A 22332-nucleotide genomic window follows, 5' to 3' on the forward strand; every position below is an offset into this window, starting at 1 on the left:
AAGCGTACTAAAAATATGTGAAATTTGCATGAAGCCTATAGGATAATTTTGTGAACGAATAAAGGAAATTCACACCAAAAAAGCTGCATTAAAAGTAATTATACTTTTAATACAGCGTTTTCGTTCAATTTACATATTGAGTGATTAAATTGCCAACTTTTGTTCTAACAATTGCCCAAGCAGTAGCTCCGCGGTTTCTCTCCCTTGTAGGATACAATCAGGGATACTAATGCCCTCATACGAACTTCCTGCCAAATAGACATTCGGGAATTCCTTGTAAAACTGCTCCTTCATTGAAGACATGCGCAGTTGATGACCGATTGTATATTGGGGCATAGCTTCTTTCCAGCGGGCAACTGTCGTAAACAGCGGTTGTGCATCGAGTCCAACTGCCCGATTCAAATCCTGCAAAACGATTTTCTCAATTTCATTATCTGATAGCTCTACGATAGACTCATCACCGACACGACCAATATACACACGTATTAGCTCATGACCATCCGGGGTAATATTATCCCACTTCTGATGACTCCACGTACAGCTTGTTATCGCAAAATGACTGTTACGCGAAACGAAGAAGTTAAGCGCACCTTCATACTTTTTGGTTGTTCCAGGTTTAAAAGCCATCGTTACAGTTGCAATGGTTGCATAGTTCATCTCCGGCACTTGCTGCATAATATCAGAATCCGGGAAGATTTTTTTAGTCACATTAAATGGTGTTGTCATCACAACTTTATCGGCATCTATAGTAGTACCATCATTTAATGCAATCGATTGTGAAAAATCGCTATTATTTTCAATGCAATTTACTTTCAGTCCTTTAAGAATGGTCACGTCGGTCAACGAGTTTTCCAATGTCTCAATTAACGACTCCAATCCATTTACAAATGACTCATAATGAATTTCACCCGGTGTATCTACAAGCGCGTAAATTCCTTTACCTGTCTTTTTCATGCCAACCAATAAACTACGATAATCATTTTCAAGCTGATAAAATTGTGGGAACATCGATTGCATACTAACATGATCGACATCGCCGGCAAATGTTCCCGCCAATACCGGTTCCACCAAATTTTCTACGAGCTCTTTCCCGAAGCGTCTACTGAAAAACTCACTGATCGCCTCGTCGGCTTCATGAGGTAATTTAGGTAAAAATAAATCCCCTGCAGCTCGAAATTTCCCCATTAAAGAAAGGACATTCGATGTCATAAACGTGAATATTTTAGGTGACCCTCCGAGTAAAATATTACTCGGAATTTGATGTAGCTTGCTACCAACAGCGATGAATGTTCGACCGTTATTATTTTGAACTATTTCATGTTCGATATTTAAATCACGTGCCAACTTACGGACACTGCTACCTGTATCAAAAAACGATTCAGGTCCACGTTCAATGATATATCCATCTTTACGCTCTGTATGGATTTTACCACCTAAACGCAGGGACGCTTCGATTAACACAATATCTATTGGTAAATTGTGCGCCTTCGTTTTTTGTTGTAAATAGTATGCCGTCGTTAAACCAGTGATTCCACCGCCAACGATAACAACCTTCCTCTTTTTTAAAGTCACCTTCATCATCACTCTCTATATTAATTCGCTATTTTCTTATTTATCGCATCTACCATTGCGTCTATAAATAAAGGGTGCGTATTTGGCATTGTTGGTCGATAATAGCTTGCGCCAATTTCATCGCATACAACTTTACATTCAATATCATTATCATAAAGAACTTCCAAATGCTCTGTAACAAAGCCTACTGGCGTATAGATGAATGCTTTATAACCTTTTTGCTCAAATAATTCCTTTGTTAAATCCTGCACATCCGGCCCTAACCATGGCTCCGGCGTTTGTCCAGCTGATTGCCAGCCTACTTCAACATTCACAATATCAGAAGCTTCCTCAATTAAACGGGCAGTTTCAACTAATTGCTCTTCGTATGGATCACCAGCTAATTTAATTTTTTCCGGTAATGAGTGGTTAGAAACAATTAAACAAGCATTCGCACGTTCCTCTTCAGACATCTTCGCCAACTCACCATTTACCGCTTGCTTCCAAAATTCTATAAATTTCGGCTCGTCATACCATGCTTCAACAGAAGTAATATTTAATGTACCGCCTAATTTTTCGGCAGCTTCTTTAGCACGTCCGTTGTAAGATTTAATGGAGAAAGTAGAGAAGTGTGGCGCTAAAACGATGGAAACAGCTTCAGTAATACCTTCTTTTACCATTGCTTCTACGGCATCCTCTACAAATGGCTCAATATGCTTTAAACCGATAAATACTTTATATTCTATTTTATCCTGAACCTCATTCAAACGTGTACATAATGCGTGTGCTTGTGCCTCCGTCATTTTCGCAAGAGGTGAAATCCCGCCAATTGCACGGTAACGCTCTGTTAAATCGTCAATATGTTCTTGGCTCGGCTTACGGCCATGACGAATGTGTGTATAATAACGTTCAATATCTTCTTCTTTATATGGCGTACCATACGCCATTACTAATAATCCACGTACTTCTTTCATGTAAGATCACCTCTGAATGTTTTTAAACACGTCTTCTTTTTCGAATAATTTTCGCTTTCATTTTATTGCTGACAAGAAAGGAGTTAATGTTTTCACTGTGCAAACGGTGAAAACATCAGTAGGACACTCACCTTCTCCTTCTCAAATAGCAATGAATCAAATTAGAATTAATTATTTAATGATTATTATCGCTTTGCAATTTGTTCGCGGCTGTAGTCGTGTACAAATGCGGTTAATCGTTTTAATACGGCTGGATCTACTTCTGGGAAGACACCATGGCCTAAGTTGAAAATATGACCACCTGTATGTGCTAATCCTTGGTCAACAATATCTTTTGCACGTGCTTCAATTACGTTCCAGTCTGCCAATAATAATGTAGGATCTAAGTTCCCTTGAACGGCCTTCGTTACACCACGTGCTTCTGCTTCACGGATTGGTAAACGCCAGTCTAACCCTACGACATCGATTGGCAGGTCATGCCATTCGTTTACTAAATGTGTTGCCCCAACACCAAACTGAATTAAAGGTACATTTAAAGCACGTAATTCAGCAAAGATGCGTGTCATTGTTGGCTTAATAAAAATTCGGTAGTCTTCCACATTTAATGCGCCTACCCATGAATCGAAAATTTGGATTGCTTTTGCACCAGCTTCTACCTGTGCTGTAATATCCGCGATAATCATGTCAGCTAATTTATCCATTAGCGCAATCCAAGCTTTTGGCTGTGAAACCATAAAGGATTTTGTTTTTGCATAATTACGGCTTGGACCACCTTCAATCATATAACTCGCCAGTGTAAACGGAGCACCGCCAAAGCCGATTAACGGAACATTTAACTGATCTTTCGTTAACATTTTAATCGTTTCTAAAACATATGGTGTATGCTCTTTTGCATTAAACTCGCGCAAATTTTCTACATCGGCTACAGAACGAATCGGGTTAGAAATGACCGGTCCAATACCCGCCTTAATTTTTACATCTACTCCCATACCAGGTAAAGGGGTTACAATATCTTTATAAAGAATGGCAGCATCTACGTTGTATTGTTCAACGGGTAAACGTGTAACATATGCACATAGTTCAGGTTGCATTGTAATCTCTTCTAATGAATATTTTTGTTTAATTTCACGATATTCTGGCTGTGAACGACCTGCCTGGCGCATAAACCAAACTGGCGTATGTTCTACTTGTTCACCGCGAGCAGCACGTAATAATGTATCATTAAATTTCATCATGTTTGATTTCTACCCCTTAAAATAAATTCATTTTTATTCTGTACTTTTAAAAAACGTCATTGATATCCATTATCGACTATAAGCTTTTCAAGAATAATTGTATAGATTTCTTCTTTAAATGTCATAAAATTGTCCTTTCTGCTATAGAACTTTTTGACAAATAGCTTGAACATCTTTATAAATGGAAATAATAGAACCAATTACGTTTACGTAATCAAACCCCTAAATAAAGAAAAGGTGGTCATATCCATGAATTTTTATGTAACTTCAGGTACACCCGACTATATGGAAAAGTTAGTCGAAAAAAATGCTAAGCACCCGCTCATCTTATTACACGGAAATGGTAACTCTGTTGTATTACATGAAACCGATAAAAAGTCTATCTTTGCTGTACCTCGTAATTTCGAAGTCATTGCAGAGAAAGGACAGTTTGAGCAGAAGGGCTATTTTACTTTTTACAATATGCCCATTATGTCAGATGAACGTCCTGTTTTCGAGAAAAAAGCTCTCGACGCCATTTCTTCATTAAATACAAACGACGGTATCATTGCATATCGCCTACTCCGTCCGATCAAAGCAGACACATATTTATTTATTATCCAATGGGGTGGACCTGCTACCTATGAAGTATGGAAAAACAGCAATGAGTATAAAACCTCTTTTTCTCCAGTATTCGAGGGAACTACTCAGGCTTTGCAGTCAATGTTTAACGCATCAGCATATATTACGACATACAGTGCCCCATCAAAAGAATAATGTTTTTTGGAGTTATCTCTCCTATGAAGGTAACTCCTTTCTTATTTAAAGGAGGAAACACATTGAATAAGCAGTTACATATTTTTATTGCATTTTTTAGATCGGGAATACTTGGCTTTGGTGGTGGCCCCACGACAATCCCGCTAGTACATAAAGAGGTTGTTAAAACTTATGAGTGGATGACAGATGAGGAATTTTCTGATGTGATATCAATTGGAAATACCTTACCTGGTCCGATTGCTACAAAGATGGCTGGTTATATTGGTTTTCGGGTAGGTGGATGGCTAGGACTCATAACCGCATTACTTGCAACGGTTCTTCCAACTGTCATCCTTTTGGTATTATTACTTGGTTCACTAAAGCAATTTAGCGAATCTAATTTCGTTAACGGTATGACAAATGGGGTTATTCCCATTGTTGCCGTGATGATGGGTGTTTTAACATGGGATTTTATAAAAAAGTCAAAAGCATCCCTTGGTATTAAATTGGCTTCGATTATTTTTATTGTAAGTTTCATTGCTATTATTGTATTAAATATTCATCCCGGTTTTGTTATTGCTACATTATTAATAATCGCACTTGCTCTTCCTGTGAAAGGAGGTAATATCTCATGACCTACTTTCATTTATTTTTAGCATTTTTCTTTCCGAATATTCTTGCTTACGGTGGCGGTCCGGCTGCAATTCCATTAATCGAGCATGAAGTTGTACAAAAATATGGCTGGATGACGAAAACAGAATTCAGCGAGTTATTCGCCCTTGCCAACTCTTTACCTGGACCTATTGCAACCAAAATGGCTGGTTATATCGGTTTTGAAGTGGCCGGCGTTTTAGGAAGTATGGTTGCACTATTTGCAACAGTAGCGCCCTCCCTCGCACTTATGCTGTTATTGTTAAACTTATTATATAAGCATCGTCATTCATTACGAGTAAAGCGTTTGTCCAGCTATGTATTGCCGGCTATCGCAATATTAATGCTTTCTCTAACATTTGATTTTGCAAAAACTTCTTATGAATTAAATAACCTTATTCCAACAATTCTATTACTTGCTGCAAGTTATTTCGCTTTGGAGAAATTTAAAATTCACCCTGCCTTTGTCATTTTAGCTGGTCTATTAATTGGGGGATTGTTTTTATAGGATGATAGCGCAAACAAAAGAGCATCACTCGGAATGATGCTCTCAGACTGTAGACAAACTCTTAAATAGTGTTTGTTTACAGTTTTTTATTTTAAAATTAATTGAATCTAGACATCGTTGATTTCCGTTTCGGGACCGATGCTTTCCCCGGGCACGGCTCCAGCTAACTAACTTGTGCCTACGACGGCAGGCCCAAGTTAGTGGATCTTCCGCACGTTCGGTTCCCGGTGGAGTCACGGTCCCTCCACTCCAATCAACTTATTAATTCCTTTACATTAAGTGAGGTAAGATCTAATATGACTAGCAGTCAAATTAATGAACAAGAAATAGGGTAAGAACGTTTGAACAACTTGTTCCTGTTAACGCATCTAGAAGAACTCTAGTAACCTTTTGTAGACAACCTGAGAGCATCACTCGGAGTGATGCTCTTTGTTGTGCTATTAAATCTATTTAGACATTCTCATCGTTAATTCACTTACTCCAATAATCACAAACGGAAGAATGTAAAATTGAGGCTGCATTATCGCACATGCTGTCACAATAATTGCTTGTACAATACTTAATTGACGGAGTAACTTTGCGACTGCCTGCTTTCTCGTATCTCGTGGAATCGGATAAAGCATGTCCATTCGGAAATCCCCTGCCGACATTAATGCATATTTAAGTTGTAAAGTCGTTGCAAATGCCAATGCCCCGACTACAATCCATGTTACAAACGGAATTGTTATAAACATAGCAATAATCGCCGAAATAACCGTTAGACGTACCCATAGATAGAAATGGTCATCTGTTCGAATAAATGTACGGTAAATTAAGAAAGCCTGTGTATTTTCCTTTTTAAAACTAATCGCCTTATAAGCAAAATCCAACCAAGCACGGCGTTTAACCGATCCCTTTAAATGCGGGACATCTGTGAAGTAATTCGCAAAACGATAGAAACGCATCATGCGATTTTGTTCCAGTTTAATAAAATGTTCATATGGTACTGGATTATTCTGCATTTTTTTCTGAAGCGTGATGTTATAAAATACGAGCATAATCAGGAATACGATACCGATAAAACCGTTTGTTAGCATCATTTGAATTGCCAAAATTGATACGACCATCCGGACAACCCGGTCCAACCCAATTGAGTGACCACGGTTCACATATCTATAATGGAATTCACCTCGCACATTAAACCACTTCAAGATTGCTATAAATAATACATTCATCCAAATTTCTGCAGCAGAAAGTTCAGTTACTGCCTTTAATAATGGAATCGCTATAATACATAATACAACCGGAATCAAAACTTGCGACCAAAATGTCCAGTTCATCGCTTTTTTAAAGTAGCCGGGCATCTGACTTTCTAGTGGCAATAAATATACTTGATCCGGCTCTTTTATTAATGTTACTGGTCGGCTCAATGCAATCAGTGCCCCAATCATTATGGCAATAATCCACTCAGCCGGGAAATCTGTTGATACTACTTTTAGCCATTCACTGTATTGATAGCCTCCTGCGCCAGCAATAAAAACGAGGACAATGGCTATATGCCCCGTAAAGACGAAGCGCATATATTTCATTACTTCGCCTATGTAATGCTCAAAGCGCTTAGCCCATACATTATGCATGTTGTTCATTGTCCTGCTCCTTTGTCATCGCAATGTACAAGTCATCCAATGTTGCAGTCGGCATGTTGAAAGCTTTCCGTAAGTCATCCATCGTCCCCTGTGCCCGTACTCGTCCTTCGTGCAGGAGGATGATGCGGTCACAATGCTTTTCGGCAGTAGACAAAATATGTGTCGACATTAAAATCGATGCTCCTGCACGCTTCTTTTCATCCATTTGATCTAGTAATGATTGAATCCCTAGTGGGTCCAAACCGACAAAGGGCTCATCGATAATATAAAGGCTTGGATTAACTAAAAATGCACACATAATCATAACCTTTTGACGCATCCCTTTTGAGAAATGCGATGGAAACCAATTTAAACGCTTTTCCATGCGGAATTCCTTCAATAGGCTTTCAGAACGGTCATTTAATGTCTTTTCATCTATTCCATAAGCCATTGCTGTTAATTGTAAGTGTTCTTTCAATGTTAGTTCCTCGTAAAGGACAGGCGTTTCCGGAATATAAGAAAAACTAGAACGATATTTATCCAAATTCTCCTTTAGTGTCACGCCATTCAAGCGTATTTCCCCAGAACGTGGTAAGAGTGTACCGATTATATGTTTAATTGTCGTACTTTTCCCGGCACCATTTAATCCGATTAATCCAACAAGCTCACCTTTTTTAATTTCAAATGATAAGTCTTTAATTACAGGTTTTTTCGTATAACCACCTGTTACATTTTCTAATTGTAAAATTGTCACAGTCGTCACTCCTCTTTTCTAAATTCAGTTTATCAAATGCTCATGAAGTTGAACACTGAATGAATCAGCCAATTCTTTATACGTTTCATACAAATCCTTTACATAAAGTAGTTTTCAAAATAATCTATGATAAAATAAAGAAAAATAATAGAAAAAGGAGAGAAAAAATCCGATGAACGATTGCTTATTTTGTAAAATTATTGCTGGTGACATACCAAGTTTGAAAGTTTATGAAGACGATCATGTATTTGCCTTTATGGATATTGCCCCATTAACAAAGGGTCATACATTACTAATTCCTAAAACGCATTGCAAAGATTTATTTGAAATGCCAGAGGAAGTTGCACGCAATTTATATGCAGCTGCTCCAAAAGTGGCGAATGCGATTAAGGCTGCCTTTAATCCAGTAGGTATGAACACGATCAACAATAATGGTGCTGCTGCAGGCCAGACCGTATTCCATTATCATCTTCATCTCGTACCGCGCTATGACGAGACAGATGGCTTAGTAGTTGAATGGAACAGTCGTCAACAGGATTTCCAAGCGGATGTACTAACAAACCTTTCAGAGCAGATTAAAGCACAGTTATAGTTTCATCTAACGATACCAGCATCTTCTCCATACTAAATGCTGGTTTTTGTATGAACTATTTTTCCTCTCCATCCTAATTCCTGATTTAAATGTTTATTGGTAGATGGTTTTGGAAAAAGATTTGGATAAAGAAATATTAGGAAAAGTGAGGGAATCATTATGAAAGTTAAATCATTTCTATTAGGGGTCACAACAGGAATTGTCAGCGGTGCTGCAGTTATCTTATTTTCTACACCACAATCAGGTACTGAATTAAGAAAGAATCTTATTGCTAATACACAAAATGTTAAATCTAAGCTTCAGGAAGTACAAGGCGAACTGAATAATGTAAAACAATCCATTACAACATTAAAGGCAGAAGCCCAGAATAATATGCCTAGTATAATAAATGAATTAAAAGATAATTTCACAACTTTCAAAACAGAAATCGAACCAGAAACAGCATTATTAAAACAAGAAATTGAAAATTTACAGAATTCTATAAGTGAAATCGAGAAAAATATCCCTTCAAACAAAAATAATGTACAATGAACAGCTATTCACCCATAGTTATTTAGCCCTGCTATCTTTTACAGAAATAGTTAATTAAATCCTAAAATTATCTTTTTGTAGTATATTTCAAGCAATGTTCAATTATTCCATTTTTCTAACTTTAAAGTCTTTTCTTTTATTGCTATAATATTTTTAAAATGATAATGAAAGAAGAAGGTGATTGCTTTGACAGAAGATTTATACTCACAAAGAGAGGCTATGCTGTTCAGCCAAAGAGTCGCACAGCTATCAAAAGCTCTTTGGAAAGCTATTGAAAAAGATTGGCAAACATGGATTAAACCTTTCGATTTAAACATTAATGAACATCACATTTTATGGATTTCATATCATTTGAAAGGCGCTTCAATTTCGGATGTAGCTAAATTCGGCGTCATGCATGTATCTACTGCTTTCAACTTTTCAAAAAAATTGGAAGAGCGTGGATTACTCACTTTCTCAAAACGTGATGAAGATAAACGTAATACATATGTCGAGTTGACTGAAAAGGGCTCTGAACTGATTTTACGTATGTATGACCACTATCACGATACAGAGCATTCTATTTTATTGGGTGCATTGCCATTAAAAGAATTATACGGGAGATTCCCTGAGTTTTTAGATGTAATGGCTGTTATTCGCAATATTTACGGCGATGACTTCATTGAAATTTTCGAACGCTCTTTCTACAATTTCAAAGAGACATTGGACGATTCAGGAAAACCGAGTATACCGACTACTTAAATAAATCAATTAGAAAGAAATGCCGTCAATTTAAATTGGTGACATTTCTTTTTTCTTTCATTATAGTTAGTTTAATGTTTAAATCTTAATATTTAATGGGAAAATAAAGTAAATCGTTATCCATTTTGTTTTAGGGGGGGTAACATGCATTGTTGGAAAACGATTAATATTGAACGTGAATACGGTACAACACGCTTACTTTTATTGGGTATTACCATTTTTGTACTGGTTTTTTGCTTTTCTTACATTGCATTTAGTTTTAATTTTAATGGTAAGCATATTGATCATTATTTATGGTTAGTTTTTTTAGTAATTCCGTTTCTTTATCCTTTACACAAATTTTTGCATTATCTTGCTTTATTTCAATATAAAAAGTCACTTATACTTCGTTTGAAGATTAAATACTATTTTATTCCAGTTATTCAGATGCGCTTAGAAAATGGCATCCCAAAAAGATCTTATCTTTTTGCACTTGTCACGCCTTTTATCATAATAAATGCAAGCTTAATATTTGGGGGTTTTTCAATTCCCCAATACGCACATTACTTTAGCGGACTGCTTGCTTTACATTGTAGTATTTGTCTTATGGATTTTTTATATGTGAAAAATTTAATGTCTGCACCAAACAATGCTATAATTGAAGAGACGCCTAGAGGCTATGAAATTTTAGTACCACTTGATTTATAGTTTTTATTGATGCTTTAGAGGGGAGGAATAAATTTGTTACTACTTGTTGTCATCTTATTTTCAGTAATATACTTATTCCAAATAAATCGAATGACTGCTGCCTTATGCAGTCGCCGTGAAATTCCAGAAGAAAAACAACCAAAAATTTTCCGTACGATAAATGTTTTAATTACAATTTTACTCGTCAGTTTGTATGTTGAAGTGCTGCTGGCTGTCTAAGTCGTTCCACATTCAATTGAAAAATGGTAAAAATCGTAAAATACGATTTTTACCACCTTTTTTTTAGTAGATGAATGCTGCGCCTACGATAATTAACAAGATAAATAAAACAACTAAAAGCGCAAATCCAGAGCCATAGCCGCCGCCGTTATAACCTCCACCGCCCATACTTGCCACCTCCTTCCCTTGCTTTCCTAATTATCGTATGCACTAACGTTCATAAAACTTAGGCTCTTTTTTCCATGGAACCATTTTTGTTTTTATTTCGTTTATGTTATAGTTACAATTGCATAAAAGTTAAGTTAGGGGCGTATTAACATGAAAAAAACTCTTTTCGCATTAACAGTTGCAGCTTCAATTGGTTTAGCTGCGTGTAGTAATCCTGGAGATGAAGTAGTCGTATCCACAAATGTAGGCGACATTACTCAAGAGGAATTTTATAATTCAATGAAAGACATTGCAGGAGACCAATTATTACAACAAGTAGTAGTTGAAAGAATTTTAAACGATAAATATAAAGTAACAGATGAAGAAATTGAAGAAGAATTAGCTACTGTAAAAGAGCAGTATGGCGAAGGCTATGATGCTGCATTAGCACAGAGCAATTTAACGGAAGAAATGCTAAAAACAAATATCCGCTTCACTTTGTTACAACAAAAAGCTACAGAAGATGTTGAAGTAACAGACGAAGAAATCCAAAAATATTATGACCAAGCTTCTCAAGAATTAAATGCTCGCCATATTTTAGTTGAAGATGAAGCAACTGCAAATGAAATTATCGAAAAGCTAAATGCTGGTGAAGATTTTGCGGAATTAGCTAAAGAATTCTCAACTGATCCAGGTTCTGGTCAACAAGGCGGAGATTTAGGTTGGTTCACTGTTGGTACAATGGTGCCTGAATTCAATGATGCTGCTTATGCATTAAAAGTTGATGAAATTAGTAAACCAGTTCAAACTCAACACGGTTTCCACATCATTCAAGTACAAGAAAAACGTGCTGTAAAAGATTACGGTACACTTGAAGAGAAAAAAGAAGAAATCCGTGAGTCAATCGTTGCAACAAAAGGTGATTGGAACGCAAAAATGGCGGAGTTAATTAAAGGCGCTAAAATAGATGTAAAAGATGAAGATCTAAAAGACGCATTTTCTAGCTTTACTGCTGAATAATTTCTACATGAAAAATGCGAGACCCATTTCCAGACGGGTCTCGCATTTTTTAGTTTTTCTTTACGAATTCAGATTTTAGTTTCATCGCACCAAAGCCATCAATTTTACAGTCAATATTATGATCGCCTTCCACAAGACGAATGTTTTTAACTCGAGTACCGATTTTTAGCGTCGATGAGCTCCCTTTTACTTTTAAATCTTTAATAACTGTAACGGTATCACCATCTGTTAAAAGGTTCCCGTTAGCATCTCGGACAACTAACCCTTCTTCTACTTCCACCGATTGGGACCACTCATGCGCACATTCAGGGCACACGTAATTTTGTCCATCTTCATACGTATACTCCGAGCCACATTCAGGACACTTTGGTAATTGTTCCATTTCATATAACCTCCAGTCATTCATCTTCTCTATACTGGCATAAATCAAACCTTTAAACAAGGTTATCAATGCTCTACTATTCCTCCATTATGTTTTGACTCCCTTTACATAACCAAAAACCAACCCCTAGAACAACAGCGCCTCCAATTATATTACCGATCGTGACAGGGATTATATTATGTAACGCACCTTGAAATGTAATCATCTCACTATGCGGCATCATCAAAGCTAACGAAAAGAGCATCATATTCGCAATTGAATGTTCAAACCCTCCTAGTATGAAGGGAAAAACACAACAAAAGATAAGCAACACTTTGGCAACCTCACTTTTAACTCGATAGGAGCACCACACGCCTAAACAAACTAGGACATTGCAAATAATGCCACGAAACAGCAACTCTGTCGTCGATGCAGTCATTTTTATTATCGTCACTTTTTCTACATATACTGCTAAATCACCGACAACATATCCCGTCATAAAAAGTAGCCATGCACAAAAGTATGCACCGATAAAATTTCCGCTATAACTAACAGTCCAAATTTTTATCAAATCAAACCAAGTGTTTTTTCTTTCAAGTGCTCCAATTGTTAAGATCAAATTATTACCTGTAAATAAGTCAACTCCACCTATCGTTACCATACATAGAGCGACCCCAAAAACAGCTGCTTGGATAATCCTTAGCATAGGCATTTCAGAAGGAGATAATAAGCCCCCTATCACGATGAAAGTAAGCATACCAAAACCTATAAATAAGCCTCCAAAAAAGGCAAGCATTAAATAATTAAATACACTTTTATGTAAGATTTTTGTTTTCTTTTCTGCTACTGCTGCGATGACCTGAAATGTTTCATACATTGGAACACCTCTTCCCTATTAAATTCATCATAAATTATACCAACTTATTACAGTTACTGTATTCAAAACAATGAACCTTTTACTACTATTTCTTAGAGCTAATTCTTCTAAACCCGAACATTAGTATTTCACATTGTACAAAAATGCTTATATATGTAGTTAGTTATTCTCATTTATGCCTTTTGGAAAAATAATTTAATGAATTTTCACACATTAATATAAAAAGAGTATATTATCTACTTATATGAATTAACTAACATAAGGAGTGTTTCCATTGACGATAACAACAAAACGCGCATATAACTTTAATGCAGGTCCATCAGCATTACCACTTGAAGTTTTACAAAAAGCACAAGCAGAACTGGTTGATTTTAAAGGTACTGGCATGTCAGTAATGGAATTAAGTCACCGAAGTGCAGCATTTGAAGAAGTACATAATGAAGCAATTGCACGTCTGCGTAAGCTATATGAAATACCTGAAAACTATGAAGTATTATTTCTACAAGGTGGAGCAAGCCTACAGTTTTCCATGATTCCAATGAACTTCTTAAAAGAAGGTAAAAAAGCAAGCTATATTCAAACTGGTGCTTGGTCAGAAAAAGCTTTTAAAGAAGTGGCATTATTTGGTACACCAGTTTTAGCGGCAAGTTCAAAAGAGAATAACTATAAAAATATCCCTGCTCTTTCAGACATCCAAATTGATCAAGAATCTGCATATGTTCACTTAACATCAAACAATACAATTTTCGGTACTCAGTGGAAAACATTCCCTAACACAGGTAATATTCCATTAATTGCAGATATGTCTTCTGATATTTTATCGAAAAAAGTAGATGTTTCAAACTTTGCAATGATTTATGCAGGGGCACAAAAAAACCTTGGTCCATCTGGTGTAACAGTAGTAATCATTCGTAAGGACCTATTAGAAAGTGCAAATTCTAACATTCCTACAATGTTAAAATACACGACGCATTCTAAAAATAATTCTTTATACAATACACCCCCTACTTTCGGAATTTACATGTTAGGTGAAGTTTTAAAATGGATGGAAGAACAAGGTGGTATAGAAGTTATAGAGCAACGTAACGAGGAAAAAGCAAAATATATTTATGATGCAATCGACAACTCAAATGGCTTCTACTTTGGGCATGCAACAAAAGAATCCCGTTCACTTATGAATATTACTTTCCGCGTTGCTGACGAAGAGCTAGAAAAGAAATTTTTAGCTGAAGCAAAAGAAGCCGGATTCGTTGGTTTAAATGGTCACCGTTCTGTAGGTGGCTGCCGCGCTTCTGCATACAATGCTGTACCGGTAGAAACTTGCTTGGCTCTTTCAGAATTCATGGTTAAATTCCAGCAAGACAACCAATAAAATTTACTAAAGTGAAAATGCTCCCTAATATCATGGGGGCATTTTTGTCTATAGGGGGGTAGAATGTTGAAAAAATGGCATTATAGTTGGATTATATTAGCTGTCACGTTTATATCTATTATTGTCGCTGGTATTATCCGCTCATCCGCTGGGGTATTCATTAATCCTTTTGAGCAGGAGTTTGGCTGGAGTCGCCCCTCTATTTCGATGGCTTTTGCTGTATCTTTATTTTTATACGGATTTTCAGGACCTTTTATGGCTGCATTCGTTGAAAAGTACGGCTTAAAGCGTATGATGCTTGGATCAATGACATTGCTTTCCCTCGCATTAGCCAGTACCTTCATCATGCAAAAAGAATGGCAACTTATACTTATATGGGGCATTATGATGGGCATCGGCTCCAGTTTATTCTTAACAGTATTAAGTACACAAGTTGCAAATCGGTGGTTCGTTAAACGTAGAGGGCTTGCTGTAGGGATTTTAACTGCTGCAACTGCTACAGGACAGCTGATATTATTGCCGGTACTTGCTGCATTAGTTGACCGCTATTCGTGGCAAGCAGCAATTGCTTTAATTTTTGTATTAAGTCTCTTGATGATCATCGTCATCTCCATATTTATGTACAGCTATCCGATTGAAAGACAAATCGCTCCTTATGGTCATGATGGTCTAGTAGAGCCGGTACGCTCGACAGGAAACCCTTTTGCTATGGCAATAGCTTCACTTATTGAAGGATTGAAGGCAAAGGAATTTTGGCTATTGGCTGGTAGTTTTTTTATTTGTGGTTTATCGACAAGCGGGTTAATAGGAACTCATTTCATTTCATATTGCATTAGCTTTGGTATCCCTGTCGTTACAGCAGCCGCAATGTTGTCCTTTATGGGCATATTTGATTTAATCGGTACTACATTATCAGGCTGGTTATCGGATCGTTTTGATAATCGCTGGCTTTTATTTTGGTATTATTCTTTAAGAGGGCTTTCATTACTTGCACTTCCCTTTGCACTTGACACAGGTTCCTATGCATGGCTAATGATTTTCGCCATTTTTTATGGGCTTGATTGGATTGCAACTGTCCCACCGACAATTGGTTTAACACGCCAACGTTTCGGTATAGAAAAAAGCGCTATGATGTACGGCTGGATGGTGGCATTTCACCAAGTAGGGGCTGCAGTAGCTGCCTACTACGGTGGAGTATTCTACAGCGCATTTGGCTCATACAAAATGGCCTTTTTGCTGGCAGGAGGATTTTGTTTCCTCGCAAGCCTATTCGTTATTCTTATAAAAAAACAACCGCAATTAAAAGAAGCATGAGCCAAGGTTTGGCTCATGCTTTTTCTTATATCGTTGGTTTGTAAAATGAACGATTGTCCAATGGGAATAAGCGCTCTGTAAATTCACCTGGTTTTGTTTTATCCAAGGCACGTGTAAGCATATTCATTTTCGCATCAATATTATCAATATAATGCAAAATTTCCGCTTCCTGAATCATTGGTTTTTTAGGGCTGCCCCATTCTTCTTTTCCGTGATGGCTCAACACTAAGTGCTGTAGTAACATCACTTCTTCACCTTCTATTTTTAGCTCATGTGCAGCTTGACCGATTTCATTGACCATGATCGAGATATGGCCAAGCAAGTTCCCTTCCACCGTATACATTGTACCGACAGGACCACTTAATTCAATCACTTTACCAACATCATGTAAAATCACACCCGCATATAGCAAGTCCCGATTCAATGTTGGATATAAATCACAGATCGCTTCACTTAATTTCAACATTGAAACGACATGATCAATTAAACCCGATGCATAATCATGATGGTTCTTTGTAGCTGCTGGGAATATGATTAATTGATCTTGGAACTTTTTCACGATATAGCGTGTGAGACGTGAAATATTGGGATTTTGAATTTGGAAGAAATATTGATTTAATTCTTCAAATAATTGCTCTTTCGGAATAGCGGATGTCGGCAGTAAGTCGCTGATCTGAACACCCTCTTCTTCACGTGTCGGGCGAATTTGTTTTACTCGTAACTGGTTCTTTCCACGATAATCGTGAATTTCTCCACCGACTTTAACAATTACCTGAGCCCGATATAAATTTTCATGTTCTTCATTTGTATCCCAAAGCTTTGCTTCAATATCTCCACTTCGGTCTTGTAAAATGAGTGACATGAATGGTTTACCAACTGTCGTTACACCTTTTTTTGCTTCTTTAATAAGTAAATATTGATCTACTTGGTCACCCGGTTGGAGTTTTGTAATTCCATTCACAAGCAATCTCCCCTTTATAACTCTATTACAATTTATTGTAACATGTATATGCAATACTTATCGATTAAAAGACTATATTCCTGTTCATCTAAATGACATTACTTTCGTCTTTTTTCTACAAAACAAGCTTTATTTCGTGAATTATCCGAAAATTTCTAGTATAATTATATTATCTTGCTTATAAAGGGTGGTTTAAATGGAGAATTATCGTTTTACTGCATTTGAGAAAACAGGGGAAACTTTATTCGATGAAGTATGGACTTTTGCAAACGATGACGCTGCAAAAATCGATGGCCAGAAGCAAATCGAAGAAAAAGGTATTGCTGAAAAAACTCACCGATTAGTAAACTCATCTGGCAAATTAATTTTATTCCACGTGTAAACTACCGTACATAAATCGGAGGTGCCCTATAATTTAGGGCATTTTAATTTTTCTTTAGAAATTTATGCTTAAAAAAACCACCATTTTGCTGTTCAACAAAGTGGTGGATTTTTCATTGCTAATTATTTTCCTATAAACTGTGGCATACGCTTTTCTACAAATGCCTTAATGCCTTCTAAATGATCTGTAGTTTGTCGCATCTTCACTTGTCCCTCTGATTCGCCCTTCAGAATTTCATCCAATTGGTCAAGATTAGAAGCATGCAAAATACATTTTGTTTCAATCATTGCTAGAATTGGAGATGCCAGTACTTTCCCAACGAGCTGATCAACTGTTTCTAATGCCGTCCCATCTGGACAACTATAATCAATCAGACCTAACGCTAGTGCCTCATCCCCATTCATTACTTTCCCTTCCCAAATCATTTGCTTAGCTTTTACTGTACCAAGACGTTCCTTCATAAAGAAGTGGCCGGCACCATCCGGTATTAAACCAATACCGATAAAGTTCATCGCCAGTTTACTTGATTGTTCTGCAACAATAATGTCACTTCCTAATGCCAAACTAAAGCCTAGCCCAGCAGAAGCACCATGAATTTGTGCAATTGTAATCATCGGAAGCGTGTAATATGCTCTGACTAAACGTGCAATATCATCCATTATCGTACCAAAATCAGAAAAATCATTCGAGGCAACCATCCTCTTCACATCGCCTCCTGCTGAAAAGACTTTCCCTTCTCCTTTAATTATCAGAATTTGGACGTCCTTTTCATTATGTAATGCTTCGAAGCAGTCGGCCAATTCCCGCATCATTGTAAAATCCATTGCATTCATCGCATTCGGACGATTTAATGTTAAAGTTGCTTTTCGTTCTGCTATTTCCAATTTAATCGTTTCAAAGTTCATTTCCATACACCCCTTATAAATGAATAATCATTCATTTCGACATAACTTAGTGATATCCCTTTAATTTTCCAAAACCAATATTAATAAAAGTTTATGCGTTTGGCTCAAGCTCCATCACACTGTATGTTTTAGCGCCTGATCTTATTACATTTAGGTCATACTCGAATACTTATGGGAAACAGCTAAATATTTTCCTACTTGCAAGCCTGTAAACAAGCATCCCCCTAAAAATGTCCCTTCTAATGAGCGATAGCCATGGACGCCTCCACCACCAAATCCACTCACTTCACCAGCAGCGAAAAGTCCTGGTATAGGATTTCCTTCCTCATTAAGTACTTGCCCGTTTAATTTTGTTTGTAATCCTCCTAATGTTTTTCGTGTCAAAATATTTAAGCGTACCGCAATTAATGGCCCTGCTGATGGATCCAAGATTTTATGAGGTTTTGCAGCACGAATTAATTTATCCCCTATATAATTTCTTGCACCATGTAATGCTGTAATTTGTGCATCTTTTGTAAAGGGATTTTCAATTTCCCGATCTCGTGCCAAAATCTGGTCTTTAATATGCAGGAAATCGAGTAAATCATTCCCTACAAGTTTATTCATACCTGCCACTAAATCTTTTAAACTATCGGCAATTACAAAATCTTCTCCATGATCCTTAAAATCCTGAATTGCTTTTGGCGGTCCTGGTAAAACACGTTTCAACACATCTTTAATACTCTTTTTTGTTAAATCCAGATTTTGCTCTGAACCCGATAAAGCGAATTCTTTTTCGATTATTTTTTCAGTTAAAATAAACCACGAATAATCATATCCAGTCTTCTGTATCGCTTCAAGGGTACTTAATGTATCAAATCCTGGAAAGTTCGGAGCAGTAAAACGGTTTCCTAATGCATCAAACCACATTGATGAAGGGCCAGGTAATATGCGAATACCATGATTATTCCAAATAGGATCCCAGTTTTTTAAACCTTCCGTATAATGCCACATACGATCTCGATTGACGATGCGACCACCAGCTTGTTCAGTAATTTCCAACATTTTTCCGTCTACATAGGCAGGTACTCCCGACACCATGCTGTTTGGTGGTGACCCGAGTCTTGATGGCCAATTTTGTTTCACTAACTCGATATTTGCTCCAATTCCGCCACTTGCCACTACTACTGCATCTGCCATATACTCAAATGAATCTACTATTACTCTAGAACTTTCTTCACCTCTTCGAATAATGCTATTTTCCAAAACATTTCCCCGAATACCTGTAATAGTCCCATCTTCAGTAATCAGCTCTGTGACTTGATGCCGCGGCAAATAGGTAATATCCCCTTTTTCAGAAGCATTCAACACTTTATTTGCAAACGGTTCTACCAATGCAGGACCTGTCCCCCATACGATGTGAAAGCGCGGAACAGAATTGCCATGCCCCCCTGCTAAAGAGCCGCCTCGTTCTGCCCAACCAACGACCGGGAAAAAATTGATGCCTTGGGATTTTAACCAGTTGTATTTCTCTCCAGCAGCAAAATCGATATATGCTTTTGCCCATTCATACGCCCAATGATCCTCGTCCTCTAAACGGTCAAAGCCTGCCGAACCACGCCAATCCTGCCATGCAAGCTCTTTATTGTCTTTAATCCCTAACCTTCTTTGCTCAGGGGAATCAACTAAGAATAATCCACCAAATGACCAAAATGCTTGCCCACCAATTGAATTAGCCGGCTCCTGATCCACAAGCAGTACCTTTTTCTTCGCGTCAATTAGCTGACAAGCTGCCGTCAATCCAGCCAACCCTGCTCCAATAACGATTACATCATAATGCATATTTTACTCCCCCTTTATATGTACATATGTATTACCATTTCGAGTTATTTTACATTTCACCTTCTATTTATTTTCCAATTAAAAAATACGCTTAATTTTAAACGTGACAAAATTATGTCACAAAATAAAAAATAAATTTTAATGATAATTTTTAAATGCTATAAATTTTCTGTAAATTCAATTAAATCTTATTATATCAACATCGTTAGCGCTTACATAGGGAAATTATAAACCCGAACATTTTATTGATAATTAATCTAAATAGTTCGCTTTAAAGGTGTTATTTATTAAACATAAAGAAAATTACTCAAATTATTCTAAAAACTCCGTTGACAAAGGTGAACAATCGGGTTTATGATGTTATCAACTTAAACACAGCAAAATATAACGATAGAGACATGCTTTTCGAATGTATTACCAAAGAGAGCTGATGGTTGGTGTAAATCAGTGTATGCTTCGAATTCGCTCCACTCTTGAATAGAATAGCTGAAATTTATCAGTAGGTTATTCCGTCCCATGCACGTTACGCATATGGATAAGGTTGTACATATATTTTTTTAAATATTATGGCAACGAATAAGGGTGGTACCGCGATTTGTTTAATGAATGCCTTTCGCCCCTTACGTTACACGTAAGGGACGGAAGGCTTTTTTTGTTGAATCATTTCAGTAAATTAATAAAGAAATTAGAGGAGAGATTTTATTATGACAACAGAATTAATCGAACAAGGCACAAAAACAATTAATGTATTTATTGCAGATCCGCTTAGTGATGACGGTATTTTCCCATTACGTCAAGAAACAGAACTAAATTTGAATATTATTGTTGATACAGGTTTAGCACCTGAAGATTTAATGAAAAAAATTGTAGATGTTGACGTATTGCTTGTTCGTTCTCAAACTACTGTTACACGCGAAGTAATTGAAAAAGCGAAAAACTTAAAGCTTATTGGTCGTGCTGGTGTAGGTGTTGACAACATTGATTTAAATGCAGCAACTGAACATGGAATTATCGTTGTAAATGCTCCAGATGGTAATACAAACTCTGCGGCTGAACATACAATCGCCATGATGACGTCACTTGCACGTTTTATTCCACAAGCGTTCAACACATTAAAAAATGGAAAATGGGATCGTAAATCTTATGTAGGTGTAGAGCTTAAGAATAAGACACTTGGTGTTATCGGTATGGGACGTATCGGGGCAGAAGTAGCCTATCGCGCTAAAGGCCAACGCATGAATGTTATCGCATATGATCCATTCTTAACGGAAGACCGTGCTAAAGAATTAGGTATTACAAAGGGTACTGTGGACGAAGTATGTGCGGCAGCTGACTTTGTAACAGTTCATACGCCGTTATTACCAGAAACACGTAATATCATTAACAAGGAACGTTTTGCAATTATGAAAGACGGTGTTCGCATTATCAACTGTGCGCGCGGCGGTATTATTAACGAAGATGATTTATACGATGCTATTGTCGAAGGTAAAGTAGCTGGTGCTGCACTGGACGTATTTGTTCAGGAACCGGCAACAGATCATAAGCTATTAACATTGCCACAAGTCATTGCTACACCTCACCTAGGCGCATCTACAGTAGAAGCGCAAGAGTCAGTTGCAGTTGACGTATCTAACGACATTATTAAGTTCTTTAAAACAGGTACAGTAACAAACCCTGTAAATATGCCGTCTATTCCAAAAGAAAAGCTTGCAGAAGTTGAGCCATTCTTCGCATTAGCAGAAAAGCTTGGAAAGTTTTTAATTCAAGTTACTGAAGAAAGCATTCAACAGTTAAATATTTCATACGCTGGTGAAGTCGCAAACTTTGATGTTCGCCCATTAACGGCAAATTCCATTAAAGGACTACTTTCTACAAACCACGGCTCTCACGTAAATGATGTTAATGCACGTTATTTAGCTGAACGTATCGGTATTCAAATAAATGAACATAAAACAACAACAGCAAAAGGTTTTACAAACTTAATTACAGTTGAAATCGTTACAGAAACTGAAACACATACAGTAGCAGGGACTTTATTAAATGGTCTAGGTGCCCGCATTGTAAAAGTTGAAGGATTTGTAGTAGACGTTATTCCAAACGGAAATCTTCTTTATATTAAAAACCAGGATAAACCAGGTTCTATCGGACGTGTCGCTACTAAATTAGCTGAAAAGAATATCAACATTGCCACAATGCAAGTAGGACGCGACCAAATTGGCGGATCTGCTGTTATGATGCTAGTTGTGGATAATGAAGTGACTACAGAAGATTTACTGTTCGTAGCACAACTGGAAAACATTGATGAAGTAAAAGCTATTTCTCTTTAAACTTAACTACGGGGCTTTGTTAAGGTAAACATTACCTTTAACAAAGCCTTTCTTCGTACTAAC

General features: G+C 37.0%; 24 protein-coding genes and 1 other annotated feature. Of the genes, 13 read left to right on the forward strand and 11 right to left on the reverse strand.

The window, feature by feature from the left end; genetic code table 11:
* Positions 1-144: 144 nt before the first annotated feature.
* The 3 genes from hemG to hemE form a co-directional block, all read right to left on the reverse strand.
* Positions 145-1578, reverse strand: a complete 1434-nt coding sequence (hemG, locus tag MHH95_RS01175) for a protoporphyrinogen oxidase (protein WP_340726133.1) — start codon at positions 1576-1578, stop codon at positions 145-147.
* A gap of 14 nt (positions 1579-1592) precedes the next feature.
* Positions 1593-2525, reverse strand: coding sequence for a ferrochelatase (gene hemH, locus MHH95_RS01180; protein ID WP_340726134.1), 933 nt, complete (start codon positions 2523-2525; stop codon positions 1593-1595).
* A 185-nt stretch (positions 2526-2710) separates the two neighbouring features.
* On the reverse strand, positions 2711-3760 hold the full coding sequence (hemE, locus tag MHH95_RS01185; RefSeq protein ID WP_340726135.1) for a uroporphyrinogen decarboxylase: 1050 nt from the start codon (positions 3758-3760) through the stop codon (positions 2711-2713).
* Positions 3761-4009: 249 nt separating this feature from the next.
* On the opposite strand from hemE, the gene MHH95_RS01190 reads away from it, so the two are divergent.
* From MHH95_RS01190 to MHH95_RS01200, 3 genes are all read left to right on the forward strand, one after another.
* Positions 4010-4516 (forward strand): Target of RNAIII-activating protein, encoded by a 507-nt coding sequence (locus tag MHH95_RS01190; RefSeq protein WP_340726136.1) that lies wholly within the window; start codon positions 4010-4012, stop codon positions 4514-4516.
* Between the two features lie 62 nt (positions 4517-4578).
* A complete protein-coding gene (locus MHH95_RS01195) occupies positions 4579-5130 on the forward strand; it encodes a chromate transporter (protein WP_340726137.1) in 552 nt (183 codons plus the stop codon).
* Positions 5127-5654 carry a chromate transporter gene (locus tag MHH95_RS01200; protein WP_340726138.1) on the forward strand — a complete coding sequence of 176 codons (528 nt, stop codon included), beginning with the start codon at positions 5127-5129 and terminating at the stop codon, positions 5652-5654. The genes MHH95_RS01195 and MHH95_RS01200 overlap by 4 nt, the downstream gene beginning before the upstream one ends.
* Positions 5655-6100: 446 nt before the next feature.
* Here MHH95_RS01200 and MHH95_RS01205 read toward each other — a convergent pair whose 3' ends face one another.
* On the reverse strand, positions 6101-7279 hold the full coding sequence (locus MHH95_RS01205; protein ID WP_340726139.1) for an ABC transporter permease: 1179 nt from the start codon (positions 7277-7279) through the stop codon (positions 6101-6103).
* The gene (locus tag MHH95_RS01210; RefSeq protein WP_340726140.1) at positions 7263-8012 is read right to left on the reverse strand and encodes an ABC transporter ATP-binding protein; all 750 of its coding nucleotides are present in this window, start codon (positions 8010-8012) and stop codon (positions 7263-7265) included. Before MHH95_RS01210 ends, MHH95_RS01205 begins: the two co-directional genes overlap by 17 nt.
* A 172-nt stretch (positions 8013-8184) precedes the next feature.
* Here MHH95_RS01210 and MHH95_RS01215 point away from each other — a divergent pair, with 172 nt between their 5' ends.
* The 5 genes from MHH95_RS01215 (at position 8185) to MHH95_RS01235 (ending at position 10782) form a co-directional block, all read left to right on the forward strand.
* A complete protein-coding gene (locus tag MHH95_RS01215; protein WP_445682985.1) occupies positions 8185-8604 on the forward strand; it encodes an HIT family protein in 420 nt (139 codons plus the stop codon).
* A gap of 159 nt (positions 8605-8763) precedes the next feature.
* Positions 8764-9135 carry a YtxH domain-containing protein gene (locus MHH95_RS01220; RefSeq protein ID WP_340726141.1) on the forward strand — a complete coding sequence of 124 codons (372 nt, stop codon included), beginning with the start codon at positions 8764-8766 and terminating at the stop codon, positions 9133-9135.
* A gap of 180 nt (positions 9136-9315) precedes the next feature.
* Entirely contained in the window at positions 9316-9876 is a 561-nt protein-coding gene (locus MHH95_RS01225; RefSeq protein ID WP_191699875.1) for an HTH-type transcriptional regulator Hpr, read from the forward strand.
* Positions 9877-10020: 144 nt separating this feature from the next.
* Entirely contained in the window at positions 10021-10563 is a 543-nt protein-coding gene (locus tag MHH95_RS01230; protein ID WP_340726142.1) for a DUF3267 domain-containing protein, read from the forward strand.
* A gap of 33 nt (positions 10564-10596) precedes the next feature.
* Positions 10597-10782, forward strand: coding sequence for a hypothetical protein (locus MHH95_RS01235; protein WP_191699486.1), 186 nt, complete (start codon positions 10597-10599; stop codon positions 10780-10782).
* 63 nt (positions 10783-10845) lie between these two features.
* On the opposite strand, the gene MHH95_RS01240 is transcribed toward MHH95_RS01235, so the two are convergent.
* Entirely contained in the window at positions 10846-10950 is a 105-nt protein-coding gene (locus MHH95_RS01240; protein WP_081483416.1) for a YjcZ family sporulation protein, read from the reverse strand.
* Positions 10951-11100: 150 nt separating this feature from the next.
* Here MHH95_RS01240 and MHH95_RS01245 point away from each other — a divergent pair, with 150 nt between their 5' ends.
* The gene (locus tag MHH95_RS01245) at positions 11101-11949 is read left to right on the forward strand and encodes a peptidylprolyl isomerase (RefSeq protein WP_340726143.1); all 849 of its coding nucleotides are present in this window, start codon (positions 11101-11103) and stop codon (positions 11947-11949) included.
* 49 nt (positions 11950-11998) lie between these two features.
* On the opposite strand, the gene MHH95_RS01250 is transcribed toward MHH95_RS01245, so the two are convergent.
* Together MHH95_RS01250 and MHH95_RS01255 are read right to left on the reverse strand one after the other, a co-directional pair.
* Complete coding sequence (locus MHH95_RS01250) at positions 11999-12331, reverse strand: zinc ribbon domain-containing protein YjdM (protein WP_191699484.1); 333 nt, start codon at positions 12329-12331, stop codon at positions 11999-12001.
* Between the two features lie 76 nt (positions 12332-12407).
* Positions 12408-13187 (reverse strand): formate/nitrite transporter family protein, encoded by a 780-nt coding sequence (locus MHH95_RS01255; RefSeq protein ID WP_340726144.1) that lies wholly within the window; start codon positions 13185-13187, stop codon positions 12408-12410.
* Between the two features lie 274 nt (positions 13188-13461).
* Here MHH95_RS01255 and serC point away from each other — a divergent pair, with 274 nt between their 5' ends.
* Both serC and MHH95_RS01265 read left to right on the forward strand, forming a co-directional pair.
* The gene (gene serC / locus MHH95_RS01260; RefSeq protein ID WP_340726145.1) at positions 13462-14559 is read left to right on the forward strand and encodes a 3-phosphoserine/phosphohydroxythreonine transaminase; all 1098 of its coding nucleotides are present in this window, start codon (positions 13462-13464) and stop codon (positions 14557-14559) included.
* A gap of 66 nt (positions 14560-14625) precedes the next feature.
* Positions 14626-15873: an MFS transporter gene (locus MHH95_RS01265; protein WP_340726146.1), complete on the forward strand. Its 1248-nt coding sequence runs from the start codon at positions 14626-14628 to the stop codon at positions 15871-15873.
* 25 nt (positions 15874-15898) lie between these two features.
* Here the strand turns inward: MHH95_RS01265 and yhaM are convergent, their stop codons facing one another.
* Positions 15899-16834, reverse strand: a complete 936-nt coding sequence (gene yhaM / locus MHH95_RS01270) for a 3'-5' exoribonuclease YhaM (protein WP_340726147.1) — start codon at positions 16832-16834, stop codon at positions 15899-15901.
* Between the two features lie 196 nt (positions 16835-17030).
* On the opposite strand from yhaM, the gene MHH95_RS01275 reads away from it, so the two are divergent.
* A complete protein-coding gene (locus tag MHH95_RS01275) occupies positions 17031-17216 on the forward strand; it encodes a YhzD family protein (RefSeq protein ID WP_191699479.1) in 186 nt (61 codons plus the stop codon).
* Positions 17217-17338: 122 nt separating this feature from the next.
* Here MHH95_RS01275 and MHH95_RS01280 read toward each other — a convergent pair whose 3' ends face one another.
* Together MHH95_RS01280 and MHH95_RS01285 are read right to left on the reverse strand one after the other, a co-directional pair.
* Positions 17339-18121 (reverse strand): enoyl-CoA hydratase, encoded by a 783-nt coding sequence (locus MHH95_RS01280; RefSeq protein WP_340726148.1) that lies wholly within the window; start codon positions 18119-18121, stop codon positions 17339-17341.
* 150 nt (positions 18122-18271) lie between these two features.
* Complete coding sequence (locus MHH95_RS01285; protein WP_340726149.1) at positions 18272-19942, reverse strand: FAD-binding dehydrogenase; 1671 nt, start codon at positions 19940-19942, stop codon at positions 18272-18274.
* Between the two features lie 378 nt (positions 19943-20320).
* Positions 20321-20566: a binding site (T-box leader), on the forward strand.
* Between the two features lie 80 nt (positions 20567-20646).
* Here MHH95_RS01285 and serA point away from each other — a divergent pair.
* Positions 20647-22269, forward strand: a complete 1623-nt coding sequence (gene serA, locus MHH95_RS01290; RefSeq protein WP_340726150.1) for a phosphoglycerate dehydrogenase — start codon at positions 20647-20649, stop codon at positions 22267-22269.
* Positions 22270-22332 lie beyond the last annotated feature (63 nt).

The sequence above is a fragment of the Solibacillus sp. FSL K6-4121 genome (assembly GCF_038002585.1).
Classification (GTDB): Bacteria; Bacillota; Bacilli; order Bacillales_A; family Planococcaceae; genus Solibacillus; species Solibacillus faecavium.